This is a genomic window from Streptomyces sp. NBC_00178, from assembly GCF_036206005.1.
GTDB lineage: Bacteria > Actinomycetota > Actinomycetes > Streptomycetales > Streptomycetaceae > Streptomyces.
The window spans coordinates 5078477-5092081 of the sequence record NZ_CP108143.1 but is presented as its reverse complement, the minus strand read 5'-3'; the positions used below and the strand labels follow the sequence as shown (position 1 = coordinate 5092081).

Here is a 13605-nt window from a genome sequence, read left to right as displayed (position 1 = left end):
TGCGGCTACCTGTCCTCGAAGTCCTGCGCGGCCACCCGCAGCGGGCGCAGCATCGCGAAGATCTCGGCGCACTCCTCGTCGTCGTACGCCCCGAGTCCGAAGTCCATCGCCATCAGGTCCGCGCTGGCCGCCTCGACGACCTCGCGGCCCTTGTCCGTGATGGAGGCGAGGGTTCCGCGCCCGTCGTTGGGGTTCGGCCGCTTGGCGACGAGGCCCGAGCGCACCAGCCGGTCGACGGTGTTCGTCACGGACGTCGGGTGCACCATCAGACGCTCGCCGATCTTGGACATGGGCAGCTCACCGGCCTGCGAGAAGGTGAGCAGGACCAGTGCCTCGTAACGGGCGAAGGTCAGACCGTACGGCTTCACCACCGCGTCCACCTCGGCCAGCAGGATCTGCTGCGCCCGCATGATCGAGGTGATCGCGCCCATCGAGGGCACCGGCCCCCAGCGTCGGTGCCAGAGTTCCTCTGCACGGGCGATGGGGTCGAAAGGGAGGCTGAGCGGCTTCGGCACGGCACGACCTTACCCACTGGTCACATGGCGGTCATGCCCGTCTCGCACTTCGGTACCGGATGCGTGTTCTACGGACCTCCACGGCGAGCAGCAGCGTCGTCACGGCGCCCACGGCCCCCGAGGCGGCCACCACCTGGTGGACCGGGAAGAACTCCGCCGCCAGTCCCGCCAGGGCCATGCCGAGCCCCTGGACCGTCATCAGGCCCGCGGTGAGCAGGGTCATCGCCCGGCCCCTGAGGTGTTCGGGGACCGCCTGGACGAACCACTGGTCGAGCCCGATGACGTACGCGGCCCCCGTGCCCGCCAGCACGAGGACCACGACGGCCCCGGCCGTCCCCGGGCGGAACGCGTACAGCACGAGGGGCAGCAGGCCCACGACGGCGACCGGCAGCACGATCCTGGAGCGGGCACGGGGCCCGAGGGCTGTCCCCGCGAAGATCTCCGCACCGATGTGGCCGACGGCCATCGCGCACATCATCAGCCCGAGCGCCGCCGGTCCCGCGCCGATCGCGTCCGCGTACGGGGCCGCGAGCGCCTCCGGGGCCACCACGAAGAACGCGGGCACCCAGAACAGGAGCAGCAGCCCCCTCACCCCGCGGTCGCCGAGGACGGCGCGCGCCCCGGCGAGCGACTCCTTCAGCAGCGTGCCGCCCACGTCCCCTCCCGAGCGGGCGGGCCTGGCCTCGGTACCCAGGCGCAGCAGGGCCGCTGAGCAAAGGAACGTGGCCACGGTGACGGTGATCGCCCCGCGCGGGGACAGCGCGGCGAGCAGGACCCCGCCCGCGCCGAAGCCGATGAGCAGGGCGCTCTGCGAGACCAGGCGCAGCAGTGACCGGCCGAGGACGTAGAGCGGGCCGTCGCCGAGGATGTCCGTGAGGGCGGCCGTACGGGTCCCCGTGAAGACGGGCGCCACGGCGGCGACCAGGCAGCGCAGCGCGAGGAGCAGGCCGACGGAGGTCCCCGGGAGCACCATGACGGCGACGCATCCGGCGCAGATCAGGTCGCAGGTGACGAGCACCCGCCGGGCGGGGTAGCGGTCCGCGACGCCGGCAAGGAGGGTTCCGCCCACGATGTACGGCAGGAAACCGAGCGCGAAGGTCAGGGCGGACAGCAGCGGCGAGCCGGTGAGGTCGTAGACGAGCACGGTGAGCGCGAGCTCGCCGACGACGACGCCGAGGAGGGAGAGCAGATGGGCGGCGAACACCGCCCGGAACTCCCGCACGGCGAACACGGCGCGGTAGTCCGCGGACCGCGGGGGCGGTACGGGACCGGTGGACGGGGTGTCGGCGGTGGACTCGTCGCGGGGTGTGCCCGCCGGGGTGGTGGTGTCGCTCGGCATGGACGCAGCGTGGGGCAGGAGACCCGCCCCCCGTAGTCTTTCGGCTGACGCCGAAAGAGTGGGCCCCCTTGCCGTTCCATCTGCACTTCGACGAGCACGACCTGCTGCGCTGCCGCTTCGCCCTCTCGCCGCTGTGGGAGACCCAGGCGGCCGTGCGACTGCTGGCCCGTCCGGGAGCGCACGGCCACCACCTGCCCTGGCTGCGCCGCATCCGCGAGGACGCTGCGGCCCTCGACCTCACCCCGCTGTGGCTGCTCATGCCGGACGGCGGCCACAACCCCGACTTCATCTGCCCGCCGCCCGTCGGCCCCACGACCACCTTCGAGGAGGAGATCGCCGGGGTACGCGGCACCGATCCGCTGGTCGCCCGCGACGACATCGCACTGGCCCTGGCAGGGCGGCCGGACCGCCCCGCCGGTGAGCGGATGCTCGCCGACCCGGTGCGGGCGGTACGGGAGCTCGCCGACCTGCTGGAGCGGGCCTGGCGGGTCATGGTCGAGCCGCACTGGCCCCGGCTGCGCTCCCTGCTGGAGGCGGACATCGCCTACCACTCGCGGCGTCTCGCCGAGGTCGGCTTCGAGCGCCTGCTCGGTGAGATCAGCCCGCGGCTGCGATGGACGGACTCGACGCTGACGGTGGCCGGCACCAGGGGGAACCACACCCGGGTGCTCGGCGGCCAGGGGCTCGTCCTGATGCCCAGCGCCTTCGTCTGGCCCGACGTGGTCGGCGGCCACGAACCGCCCTGGCAGCCGGCCGTGATCTACCCCGCGCGGGGGATCGGCGGCCTGTGGACCCCGGCGGGCGACCGGACGCCCGACGCGCTCGCCCGTCTGCTGGGCCGGGCACGCGCGGACGTGCTGTGCGCGCTCGACGAACCCGCCGGTACCAGCGCCCTCGCGCACCGGCTGGCCCTCGCCCCCTCCTCCGTCTCGGCGCATCTGTCGGTACTGCGCGCGGCGGGTCTGCTCACCTCACGGCGCTACGGCCACCAGGTGCTGTACGAGCGCACGCCGCTCGGCATCGCGCTGGCCGGCCAGGAGGCCTGAGTCCCCCCGCCGCCGGGTCAGCTGCCCGGCGCGGGAGTGCCCGCGGTGGCGGCGGGGGCGCGCTCGGCCTCCGTGAGGGGCAGCGCCTCACGGCCGCGGGCCTCCAGGCGGCGGCGCTCCCGCAGGCGCGCGAGGGAGCGTACGGCGGTCGGCGCCAGGGCGGCGGGCAGGGTGAGCGCGGCCCAGGCCGTCGCCGGGAAGAGCAGCCAGGTCAGCGCGCAGAGCGCCCAGCCGACGACCGTCACCGGGCGGTGGAGGAGGAGCAGGGTGTAGCCCAGGAGCCGGCCGGCGGGCACCCGGAACAGCGCCTTCCCGTACAGCGGCAGCAGTGTCCTGCGGAGCCCGGGCGACGGGTCCCGGCGCGCCCCCGGCACCTCTCGGGCGGCCGGCGCGTCCGCGCTGTGGACGGAACGCCAGTGGCGTCCGGTGAGCGGGTTGTGCCGGCGGTGCATCTCCAGCCCGGCCGCGATGTCGCCGGTGGCCGGGGCCCGGAACCCGCCCGCCCCGCGCAGCGCCTCGACGCGTACGACGACGCCGGAGCCGGACAGCAGGGGCGCCCCGTGGTGGTTGCCCGCGCACTGGACCAGCGCCCGGTGGGCGGCGTCGGCGCCCTCGGCCCGCGGTCCCACCACGAAGGCGGTGTCGGCGTCCCGGAACCAGCCGGTCGTGCGTTCCAGGAAGCCCGGGTGCGGCACGTGACCGGGGGCCGCGCAGGCGAGGAGGCCGTAGTCGTCGCCGTGCTTGGCGATCCACGCGTTGTGGTTGCCGTGCTCCGCACCGGCCTCGTGCGGCCCCCCGGCCTGGTTCCACTCGGGCACCCCGCGGCGGGTGAAGTGGTGCACGCCGAGTTCCGCGCAGAGCATCCTCGCCTCGGGATCGTCCCCCTCGTCGAGCAGCCAGACGTCCAGCGGCCCGGGGTGCCGCAGCCGGACGGCGCCCTCCAGGACCGCCCGCACCGCGGAGAGGGGCTCCCGTCCCGGTGCGTACGTGGCCAGGTAGGCGACCGCGTACCCGGGTTCGGGCGTCTCGCGGACCGGCTCCCGGACGTCCCGGACGGCCCGGACGGTCAGGACCGCGTTGACCAGGGCGACCAGGGCGAGCGAGCAGACGGCCACGAGCAGTGCGGGGCGCCGCGCCTGGAGGACGGGGGCGAGTGCGAGCAGGCCGGTGAGCGCGGGGGCGGAAGCCGCCAGGAGCAGCCCCGCGGTGCGGCCGTCCCCCACGGCGTGCGCGTCCCGGTGCCCCGCCGGCGGCCCGGCGGGCGGTCCCGCGGGGCCGCTGCGGTTGTCGTGGTCGTGCCCCTCCGTCGGCATCGCGCCTCCATCGGTCGAATCTGCCGGTATCCCCACAGAAGGGGAGAGAGGGGGAGGTGTCGACCCGGCAGGACCGAGCGGGCTGATTCTTTCCGCCGAACGGGGAGAGCCCCCGGCGCCTGGGGGCGGCCGGGGGCTGCGGGGTCGGTACGGACGGTCCGTCAGCCGGCGAGGTGGCGTTCCACCGTCTCGACCTTGGACGTCAGACCGTCGGTCACGCCGGGCCGGATGTCGGCCTTGAGCACCAGCGAGACGCGGCCGGCGCGGGCTTCGACGGCCGCGACGGCGCGCTTCACCACGTCCATCACCTCGTCCCACTCGCCCTCGATCGAGGTGAACATCGCGTCCGTGCGGTTGGGCAGCCCGGACTCGCGGACGACGCGCACGGCGTCGGCGACGTACTCGCCGACGTCCTCGCCCACGCCCAGCGGGCTGACGGAGAAGGCGACGATCATGCGTTCACCTTGCCCTCGGCGCGGGCGCGGGCGGCGATCACGCCGTCGGCCTCGTACTTCTTGAGCAGCTTCTCGCCGTAGAGCCCGCCGAACGGCACGACCGCGAGGAGGAAGAACAGGCCGACGCGCTTGAGCGGCCACTTGGCCTTGACCCAGACGTCCACGAGGAAGATCACGTAGATCGTGAACAGGATGCCGTGCAGCGCCCCGAGGGGCGGCATCAGGAAGTCGATGTCCGAGACCCGCATGAGCAGCGAGCCGAAGATGAGCAGCGCCGGGAAGGAGAGCGCTTCGGGAAGCGAGATGAGGCGCAGCCGGTGCAGGGCGGAAGCGGTCTTGATGTCCACGAGGGCACCTTCGGTGGGAGGGGCGTGTCGGCTTGTGAACGCACGCACAAGCACGGCCCATTGTGGCATCGCGCACGACCCCCCTCCGAGCGGGGTCCCCGTACCGCCCCGACGCACGTACCGGTGCATTTCAGGGCCCTCCCGGGGGGCATTCGGGGTGGGATCGGTCACCGGGGCCTGTCCGCGCGGCGCCCCGGCGGCTACCGTCGCCTCGTGGCGATGTTCCGACTCCAAGGCAGCAAGACGCTGGCCGTCGACCTGACAGGCGATGCCGTCAAGGCGAAGAACGGCTCGATGGTCGCGTACGACGGCCGGATGGACTTCAAGAAGATGTCCGGCGGCGGTGAGGGCATCCGCGGCATGGTGACCCGCCGCCTGACCGGCGAGCAGATGGTGATGATGGAGGTGAAGGGGCAGGGGACCTGCTATTTCGCCGACCGCGCGAGTGAGATCAACCTCGTCTCGTTGCACGGCGACAAGCTGTACGTCGAGGCCAGCAACCTGCTGGCCACGGACGCCGGGCTGCGCACCGGCACGACCTTCACCGGCCTGCGCGGCGGGGCGAGCGGCAACGGCCTGTTCACCACCACCGTCGAGGGGACCGGCCAGGCGGCGATCATGTCGGACGGCTCGGCCGTGGTGCTCCGGGTGACCCCGCAGTACCCGCTGAACGTCGATCCCGGCGCCTACATCGCCCACCAGGGCAGGCTCCAGCAGCACTTCCAGTCCGGCGTGAACTTCCGGACGCTCATGGGCGAGGGCTCCGGGGAGTCCTTCCAGATCCGCTTCGAGGGCGAGGGCCTCGTGTACGTCCAGCCCAGCGAGCGCAACACCGTGGGGGGCGACGTCTGATGCCGTTCCGCGAGATCAACTCGAAGATGGTCGAGGCCACGGTGGCACCCGGCCAGAAGATGTACAGCCAGCGCGGCGCGATGCTCGCGTACCGCGGCGACGTGTCGTTCACCCCGAACATCCAGGGCGGCCAGGGCGGCCTGGGGTCGATGATCGGCCGGCGGGTGGCGAACGAGGCGGCTCCGCTGATGACCGTCGAGGGGAGCGGCACCGTGATGTTCGGCCACGGCGGCCACCACATCCAGGTGATCAACCTGGCCGGCGACACCCTGTACGTCGAGGCCGACCGGCTGCTCGCCTTCGACGGCACCCTCCAGCAGGGCACCATGTTCATGGGCTCGCAGGGCGGGGTCATGGGGATGGTGCGCGGCCAGGTGACGGGGCAGGGCCTCTTCACGACGACGCTCAAGGGCCACGGCGCGGTGGCCGTCATGGCGCACGGCGGGGTGATCGAACTGCCGATCACCCAGGGCCGTCCGGTGCACGTGGACCCGCAGGCGTACGTCGCGCACCACGGAAGCGTGACCAACAAGCTGTCCACGGCGCTCGGCTGGCGCGACATGGTGGGGCGCGGCTCGGGTGAGGCGTTCCAGCTGGAGCTCAGCGGCAACGGCGCGGTGTACGTCCAGGCGTCGGAGGAGAAGCTGTGAGCACGCCCGTGATCCATGATCCGTCGACGCTGCCGTCCGACGACAACGTCAACTCCTACACTTTCTGCGTGGAGCTCAAGGGGAGCCAGTGGTTCCTGCAGAAGGGCAAGATGATCGCCTACTACGGGCGCATCGACTTCAACGGGATCGGGCACGGGCGCTTCGAGCGGCTGATCCGCACGAGCTTCCACTCCCCCCTGCACGCCAGTGACTGGGTGGTGGCCGAGGGCAGCGGGAAGATGCTGCTCGCCGACCGGGCCTTCGACGTGAACTCCTACGACCTGGACGACGGCAACCTGACCATCAGGTCGGGCAACCTGCTGGCGTACCAGCCGACGCTGGCGCTGAAGCAGTCGATCGTGCCGGGCTTCCTGACCCTGATCGGGACGGGCAAGTTCGTCGCGGCGTCCAACGGCCCGGTCGTCTTCATGGAGCCGCCGGTGCGGGTGGATCCGCAGGCGCTGGTGGGGTGGGCGGACTGCCCGTCCCCCTGCCACCACTACGACCACGGCTACATGACCGGCGTGATGGGCGGCCTGCGCTCGCTCACCGGGATCGGCGGCACCTCCGGCGAGGAGCACCAGTTCGAGTTCGTCGGGGCGGGCACGGTGCTGCTCCAGTCGACCGAGGTGCTGATGGCCGAGCAGGCGACCGGCGCGGTCCCGCACGAGCCGGGGGTGCCCGGGGGCGGTCCCGGAGCGGGTCAACACGGCTCCACACCTCGCATGCCCGGTCAGCTGGGGGACCTCCAGCGTCGCTTCGGCCTGTAAACGATAGTCTGCGGAGTGTGACGTCCGGCAGCGCGTGCGAGGCGTCACACTCCCTGACTTCGTCCGGCTTTCAACATCTTAGGTAGAATCCATACATGGAGACCGAGACGGCCACCCGCTGGCTGAACGACGCGGAGCAGTGCGCCTGGCGCACCCACCTTGACGTCAGCAGGCTGCTGACGCACCAGCTGGAGAAGGACCTCCAGCCGTTCGGGCTGACCATGAACGACTACGAGATCCTGGTCAACCTCTCGGAGTCGGACGAGCGGCGCATGCGGATGAGCGACCTCGCCGCGGCCACCCTGCAGTCCAAGAGCAGGCTCTCGCACCAGATCACCCGCATGGAGTCCGCCGGCCTCGTACGGCGCGAGCACTGCGAGTCGGACCGGCGCGGACTCTTCGCGGTCCTCACGAACCTCGGCGGGGAGACGATGCGCAAGGTCGCCCCCCACCACGTCGAGTCGGTGCGCACCCATTTCATGGACCTGCTGTCACCCGAGGCGCTCGCCGAGCTGCACGCCGCCCTCACCCCCATCGCGGACCACCTGCGAGGCCGCCGCGGCAAGCCGTAGGGCCCCGTCAGCCGGTCCGGTCGGGACCCGCTCCCGCCCCTCGGGGCAGCCGCAGGGTGAAGCGCGCTCCCCCCTCCGGCGCCGGGCCGGCCGTCAGCGTACCCCCGTGCCGCGCGGCAACGTCCCGTGCGATGGCCAGGCCCAGTCCGGCCCCGCCGTCGTCCCGGCTGCGCGCGTCGTCCAGGCGCACGAACCGCTCGAAGATCCGGTCACGTTCGCCCGGCGGCACCCCGGCGCCGTCGTCCGTGACCTCCACGGCCACGCCGCCACGGTCCGCCCGCACCGACACGGCGACCGAACGCACCGCGTGGCGCTCCGCGTTGTCCAGCAGGTTGCCGACGACCCGGGCCAGCTGACCGCGTGAACCGGTGACGTCGAGACCGCCTTCCTCCCGCACCGACACCGCCGGGGCGATCCGGTCCCCTGTACGCCGGGACACCACCTCGCGGACCAGGGCGCCCAGATCGACCACCGCGCTCCCGGGCCGCTCCCCCGCGTCGAGCCGGGCCAGCAGCAGCAGGTCGGCCGCCAGCGTCTGCAGGCGCACCGTGTCCGCGACCGCACCCGGCACGTCCAGCAGCTCCGGGTGGGCGGCGCCCACCTCCAACTGGGTGCGCAGCGAGGCGATCGGGCTGCGCAGCTCGTGCGAGGCGTCGGCGACGAAGCGCCGCTGCCGGTCGACGGAGGCCTCCAGCACGGTCAGGGTCTCGTTCGTCGTACGGGCCAGCCTCGCCACCTCGTCCCGGGAGTCCGGCTCCGGAACCCGGCGCCCGAGGTCCTCGGACGCGGTGATCGCGGCCAGTTCCCGCCGGATGCCCTCGACCGGGCGCAGCGCGCGCCGCGTGACGAGCCAGGTCACCCCGGCGACGGTCAGCAGCACGACGGGCAGCCCCGTCAGCATCGAGTCGCGCACCGAGTCCACGGCCTCCTGTTCCGCCGCGAGCGGGGCACCCGCGTGGACGGTCAGGGTGACGTCCTCGTCCGTGGTCAGCTCGACGGAGGCGAACCGGTAGTCGGCCGTCTCGCCGTCGACGGTGGCCGTGCCGTTCGCGAAGTCCGGCCGGTCGGAGGACACCTCACCGCGGTCCGGGGTGCTCGCGTCGTCATCGTCGTCGTCATCGTCGCTCCCCGTGCCCGGGGCGGGCGCGGACGGCTCCGGTTCGACGTCCGCCGTGCCCGTGCCCGAGACCGCCTCCAGGTCCTTGGAGACGGCCACGACGCGCCCCTCCCCGTCGGTCACCTGGACGGGATGCGCCTCCTCGTCGCCCGTCTCCAGCTCCCCGTAGGCCGTGCCCAGGGCCAGCTGCCCCGCCACCTCGCGCGCCGCCACCTCCGCTTCGAGGCCGGCCCGGTCCGTCAGATTGGCGCGCAGCACCAGCAGGACGGCCAGCCCGGCGCCGATCAGGGCGACGGCGACGACGAGGGTGGCGCCCAGCGCCGCCCTCGCCCGGACGGACCTCACCGCGCCTCCAGCCGGTATCCCGCGCCGCGGACCGTGCGGATCGACGCGGCACCGAGTTTGCGGCGCAGGGTGCTGATGTAGACCTCGACGATGTTCGGGTCGCCGTCGTAGGCGAAGTCCCAGACGTGCTCCAGGATGTCCGCCTTGCTGACCACCTCGCCGGCCCGCAGCACGAGCTGCTCCAGGACCGCGAACTCCTTCGCGGTGAGCGTGACTTCCTCCCCGTCCAGGTGCACCCGCCGGGCGGCGGTGTCCATCCGCAGCGGGCCGGCGTCCAGCACCGGCGAGGCGGATCCGCCGCGGCGGCGCAGCAGCGCCCGGATACGGGCGACGAGCACGACGTACGAGAACGGCTTGGTCAGGTAGTCGTCGGCGCCCGTGTCCAGGCCCTCCGCCTCGTCGTACTCCCCGTCCTTGGCGGTCAGCATCAGGATCGGCGTCTCGTGTCCCGCGGCCCGCAGGGCGGCACAGATCCGGTAGCCGTTCATGCCGGGCAGCATGATGTCGAGCACGACGAGGTCGTGGACGCCCTCACCCGCGCGGTGCAGTCCCTCCAGGCCGTCGTGCACCACGTCGACGGCGAATCCCTCGGCCGTCAGCCCGCGCGCCAGTGACGTCGCCAGGCGCTTCTCGTCCTCCACGATCAACAGGCGCATGAGGACAGCTTCCCAAACCGGACCTGAAGGCGCCTTCAGGTGACTTCAGGCTGGGTTCAGCATCGCGGAGCCAGTGTGGTTCCCGTCGTACCGCACCGCACATCCCATCGGGGAGGAACCCGCCATGAAGCGCAACATCACCGTCGCCGCCCTTGCCGCCGCCGTACTCGTCGGCGGCGGGCTCGTCACGACCGCGGCGTTCGCCGACTCCGACGGCGGCACCAAGGACGAACGCAGGGCCGGGAACGCCGCCGGCGGCACGGCCTCGCGGACGGTCACCCTCGACAACGCGGTGGCCGCCGCCCTGAAGGCCGCCCCGGGCACGGTCACCGAGGCCGGACTGGACGACGAGGACGACGACGGTGGCCGCACCGTCTGGGAGCTGGACGTGTACGGCTCCGACAGGACCTGGCACGACGTGACGGTGGACGCCCGGAGCGGCAAGGTGCTGTCGGAGCGCGATGACGACGACGATGACGACGACGACCGCGACCGCCGCGCACCCCGCCCGGCGGCCGTGTCCCTCGACACGGCCGTTAAGGCGGCGCTCGGCGACCGGCCGGGCACGGTGACGTCCGTGGACCTGGACGACGACGGGGACGACGGCGGGAAGGCCGCGCCGCACTGGGACGTCGACGTCTCGGGCGGGGACGGGCGCGCCCACGAGCTCCACGTGGACGCGAAGAGCGGCAAGGTCACGGCGGACCGCGCCGCTGACGACGACAGCGACAGCGACAGCGACGACTGACGTCTCCGGCCGTACGGAAGGCAGGCGGGTCTCCCCGGGCGGCCCGCACGCCGCCCGGGGAGACCTCAGTTCCCGCCGGTGAGTCCCGCGACCAGCTCGTCCGCCGCCGCGTACGGGTCGAGGTCGCCGGCCACGATCCGCTCGGCGAGGGCGCCCAGCCTCCGGTCGCCGTGCAGATCGGCGATCCGTTCGCGGAGCGCCGTGACGGCGATCGTCTCGACCTCGCGGGCCGCGCGCGCCGCGCGCCGCTCGGCGAGAACCCCGTGCTCCTCCATCCACGCCCGGTGCTTCTCCAGCGCCTCGACGACCTCGTCAATGCCCTCGCCCCGGGCCGCGACCGTCTTCACGATCGGCGGCCGCCAGTCACCGGGCCCCCGGGACTCCCCGAGGCCCAGCATGTGGTTGAGCTCCCGGGCGGTCGCATCGGCGCCGTCCCGGTCGGCCTTGTTGACGACGTAGAGGTCGCCGATCTCCAGGATCCCGGCCTTCGCCGCCTGGATGCCGTCGCCCATGCCGGGCGCGAGGAGGACGACGGAGGTGTCGGCCTGGGAGGCGATCTCCACCTCCGACTGGCCGACCCCCACCGTCTCCACCAGGATCACGTCGCAGCCGGCCGCGTCCAGCACCCGGATCGCCTGCGGGGCCGACCAGGCCAGCCCGCCCAGATGGCCGCGGGTGGCCATGGAGCGGATGTAGACGCCCGGATCGGAGGCGTGCTCCGACATCCGGACCCGGTCGCCGAGGAGCGCGCCGCCGGAGAAGGGCGACGACGGGTCGACGGCGAGGACCGCGACCCGCTTGCCCGCCTTCCGGTAGGCGGAGACCAGGGCCGAGGTGGAGGTGGACTTCCCGACCCCCGGCGACCCGGTCAGGCCGACGACGTACGCCCGGCCGGCGAGCGGCGCCAGGGCCGCCATCACCTCGCGCAGATGCGGAGAGGCACCCTCCACCAGGGAGATGAGCCGGGCCACCGCACGCGGCCTGCCCTCCCGCGCCTGCTCGACCAGGGTGGGGACGTCCACCTTCACACTCGGCCTCCTCGCTCGTTCGTACGGTCTGCTACTTGCCCGGTACGCGGATGATCAACGCGTCGCCCTGACCGCCGCCGCCGCACAGGGCCGCCGCGCCGGTGCCTCCGCCGCGCCGCTTCAGCTCGAGAGCCAGGTGCAGCACCACACGGGCGCCGGACATGCCGATCGGGTGGCCGAGCGCGATCGCGCCGCCGTTCACGTTGACCTTGTCCGAGCTGACGCCGAGGTCCTTCATCGACTGGACCGCGACGGCCGCGAAGGCCTCGTTGATCTCGATGAGGTCGAGGTCCTCGACGCCGATGCCCTCCTTCTTCAGGGCGTGCCGGATGGCGTTCGACGGCTGCGACTGGAGTGAGTTGTCCGGACCCGCGACGTTGCCGTGGGCGCCGATCTCGGCGATCCAGTCCAGGCCCAGCTCCTCGGCCCTGGCCTTGCTCATGACGACGACGGCCGCGGCGCCGTCGGAGATCTGCGAGGACGTGCCCGCGGTGATCGTGCCGTCCTTGGCGAAGGCCGGGCGCAGCTTGCCGAGCGACTCGGCGGTCGTCTCCGGGCGGATGCCCTCGTCCTTGGAGAAGAGGACCGGGTCGCCCTTGCGCTGCGGGATCTCGACCGGGGTGATCTCGGCCTCGAAGAGGCCGTTCTTCTGGGCGGCGGCGGCCCGCTGGTGCGACAGGGCGCCGATCTCGTCCTGGGCCGCGCGGGTCAGGCCGAGGCGGGAGTTGTGCTTCTCGGTGGACTCGCCCATCGGGATGTTCTCGTGGGCGTCGGTCAGGCCGTCGTAGGCCATCGAGTCGAGCAGCTCGACCGCGCCGTACTTGTAGCCCTCGCGGGACTTCGGCAGCAGGTGCGGGGCGTTGGTCATGGACTCCTGGCCGCCGGCCACCACGACGTCGAACTCGCCGGCCCGGATCAGCTGGTCCGCGAGGGCGATCGCGTCGAGCCCGGACAGGCACACCTTGTTGACGGTGAGCGCGGGGACGTTCATCGGGATTCCGGCCTTGATCGCCGCCTGGCGTGCGGGGATCTGCCCCGCCCCGGCCTGGAGGACCTGGCCCATGATCACATACTGGACCTGGTCGCCGCCGATCCCGGCCCGGTCCAGCGCGGCCTTGATGGCGACGCCGCCGAGGTCGGCCCCGGAGAAGCTCTTCAGCGAGCCGAGGAGGCGGCCCATGGGCGTACGCGCGCCCGCGACGATCACTGAGGTGGTACCGGTCGTTCCTGACATGAGGCGCAGCCCCTTGGATTGGTTGTGAACGAGGGTTTACCTGAATGTACTGAGCGGTACCGCGCCCGTCATCCGGCAGTGGGTGTGATCGCGCGCACGTTGCGTAACCATCCCCGGGGCGCTGCACTGGTTCCATGCTGACGCGAATCGACCACATCGGAATCGCCTGTTTCGACCTCGACAGGACGGTGGAGTTCTACCGCGCGACCTACGGCTTCGAGGTGTACCACTCCGAGGTCAACGAGGAGCAGGGCGTCCGGGAGGCCATGCTGAGGATCAATGACACCTCCGACGGCGGCGCCTCGTACCTCCAGCTGCTGGAACCGACCCGCGAGGACTCGGCCGTGGGCAAGTGGCTGGCAAAGAACGGCGAGGGCGTGCACCACATCGCCTTCGGTACGGCGGACGTCGACGCGGACGCCGCGGACATCCGCGGGAAGGGCGTCAGGGTGCTGTACGACGAGCCCAGGACGGGTTCCATGGGCTCCCGCATCACCTTCCTCCACCCCAAGGACTGCCACGGGGTGCTGACCGAACTGGTCACCTCGGCAAAGGAGCACTGACCCGCCGGATACCCGGCCCGGTAGAGTGGGCGGTTCCGGGCCGGGGCCGGGTCGG

16 protein-coding genes are annotated in these 13605 nt (G+C 72.6%); 7 read left to right on the top strand and 9 right to left on the bottom strand.

Annotation, left to right across the window (positions count from 1 at the left end; all coding sequences use genetic code 11):
- Positions 1-5: 5 nt before the first annotated feature.
- Both OHT61_RS22510 and OHT61_RS22505 read right to left on the bottom strand, forming a co-directional pair.
- Positions 6-515 carry a MarR family winged helix-turn-helix transcriptional regulator gene (locus OHT61_RS22510; protein ID WP_329040689.1) on the bottom strand — a complete coding sequence of 170 codons (510 nt, stop codon included), beginning with the start codon at positions 513-515 and terminating at the stop codon, positions 6-8.
- Between the two features lie 31 nt (positions 516-546).
- On the bottom strand, positions 547-1854 hold the full coding sequence (locus OHT61_RS22505; protein WP_329040688.1) for an MFS transporter: 1308 nt from the start codon (positions 1852-1854) through the stop codon (positions 547-549).
- 68 nt (positions 1855-1922) lie between these two features.
- On the opposite strand from OHT61_RS22505, the gene OHT61_RS22500 reads away from it, so the two are divergent.
- On the top strand, positions 1923-2900 hold the full coding sequence (locus tag OHT61_RS22500; protein ID WP_329040686.1) for an ArsR/SmtB family transcription factor: 978 nt from the start codon (positions 1923-1925) through the stop codon (positions 2898-2900).
- Between the two features lie 17 nt (positions 2901-2917).
- Here OHT61_RS22500 and OHT61_RS22495 read toward each other — a convergent pair whose 3' ends face one another.
- The 3 genes from OHT61_RS22495 to OHT61_RS22485 all read right to left on the bottom strand — a co-directional run bounded on the left by OHT61_RS22495 (position 2918) and on the right by OHT61_RS22485 (position 5015).
- Positions 2918-4213 (bottom strand): glycosyl transferase, encoded by a 1296-nt coding sequence (locus OHT61_RS22495; RefSeq protein WP_329040684.1) that lies wholly within the window; start codon positions 4211-4213, stop codon positions 2918-2920.
- Positions 4214-4374: 161 nt separating this feature from the next.
- The gene (locus OHT61_RS22490) at positions 4375-4668 is read right to left on the bottom strand and encodes an MTH1187 family thiamine-binding protein (protein ID WP_015578763.1); all 294 of its coding nucleotides are present in this window, start codon (positions 4666-4668) and stop codon (positions 4375-4377) included.
- Positions 4665-5015, bottom strand: coding sequence for a DUF3817 domain-containing protein (locus tag OHT61_RS22485; protein ID WP_329040680.1), 351 nt, complete (start codon positions 5013-5015; stop codon positions 4665-4667). The genes OHT61_RS22490 and OHT61_RS22485 overlap by 4 nt, the downstream gene beginning before the upstream one ends.
- Before the next feature lie 219 nt (positions 5016-5234).
- On the opposite strand from OHT61_RS22485, the gene OHT61_RS22480 reads away from it, so the two are divergent.
- The 4 genes from OHT61_RS22480 (at position 5235) to OHT61_RS22465 (ending at position 7859) form a co-directional block, all read left to right on the top strand.
- Positions 5235-5867: an AIM24 family protein gene (locus tag OHT61_RS22480; RefSeq protein WP_329043369.1), complete on the top strand. Its 633-nt coding sequence runs from the start codon at positions 5235-5237 to the stop codon at positions 5865-5867.
- Positions 5867-6517: an AIM24 family protein gene (locus OHT61_RS22475; RefSeq protein WP_329040678.1), complete on the top strand. Its 651-nt coding sequence runs from the start codon at positions 5867-5869 to the stop codon at positions 6515-6517. The genes OHT61_RS22480 and OHT61_RS22475 overlap by 1 nt, the downstream gene beginning before the upstream one ends.
- Complete coding sequence (locus OHT61_RS22470; protein ID WP_329040676.1) at positions 6514-7287, top strand: AIM24 family protein; 774 nt, start codon at positions 6514-6516, stop codon at positions 7285-7287. Before OHT61_RS22475 ends, OHT61_RS22470 begins: the two co-directional genes overlap by 4 nt.
- 95 nt (positions 7288-7382) lie before the next feature.
- Positions 7383-7859: a MarR family winged helix-turn-helix transcriptional regulator gene (locus OHT61_RS22465; protein WP_329040675.1), complete on the top strand. Its 477-nt coding sequence runs from the start codon at positions 7383-7385 to the stop codon at positions 7857-7859.
- 7 nt (positions 7860-7866) lie between these two features.
- On the opposite strand, the gene OHT61_RS22460 is transcribed toward OHT61_RS22465, so the two are convergent.
- Complete coding sequence (locus tag OHT61_RS22460) at positions 7867-9321, bottom strand: sensor histidine kinase (protein WP_329040674.1); 1455 nt, start codon at positions 9319-9321, stop codon at positions 7867-7869.
- Positions 9318-9977, bottom strand: coding sequence for a response regulator transcription factor (locus tag OHT61_RS22455; RefSeq protein ID WP_329040672.1), 660 nt, complete (start codon positions 9975-9977; stop codon positions 9318-9320). The genes OHT61_RS22460 and OHT61_RS22455 overlap by 4 nt, the downstream gene beginning before the upstream one ends.
- Positions 9978-10101: 124 nt before the next feature.
- Between OHT61_RS22455 and OHT61_RS22450 the strand changes: the two genes are divergently transcribed.
- Entirely contained in the window at positions 10102-10725 is a 624-nt protein-coding gene (locus tag OHT61_RS22450; protein ID WP_329040670.1) for a PepSY domain-containing protein, read from the top strand.
- 65 nt (positions 10726-10790) lie between these two features.
- Here the strand turns inward: OHT61_RS22450 and meaB are convergent, their stop codons facing one another.
- Positions 10791-11753 (bottom strand): methylmalonyl Co-A mutase-associated GTPase MeaB, encoded by a 963-nt coding sequence (meaB, locus tag OHT61_RS22445; RefSeq protein ID WP_329040669.1) that lies wholly within the window; start codon positions 11751-11753, stop codon positions 10791-10793.
- A 31-nt stretch (positions 11754-11784) separates the two neighbouring features.
- On the bottom strand, positions 11785-12987 hold the full coding sequence (locus OHT61_RS22440; protein ID WP_329040668.1) for an acetyl-CoA C-acetyltransferase: 1203 nt from the start codon (positions 12985-12987) through the stop codon (positions 11785-11787).
- A 134-nt stretch (positions 12988-13121) separates the two neighbouring features.
- Between OHT61_RS22440 and mce the strand changes: the two genes are divergently transcribed.
- On the top strand, positions 13122-13550 hold the full coding sequence (gene mce, locus OHT61_RS22435; protein ID WP_329040667.1) for a methylmalonyl-CoA epimerase: 429 nt from the start codon (positions 13122-13124) through the stop codon (positions 13548-13550).
- The last annotated feature ends 55 nt before the right edge of the window (positions 13551-13605 follow it).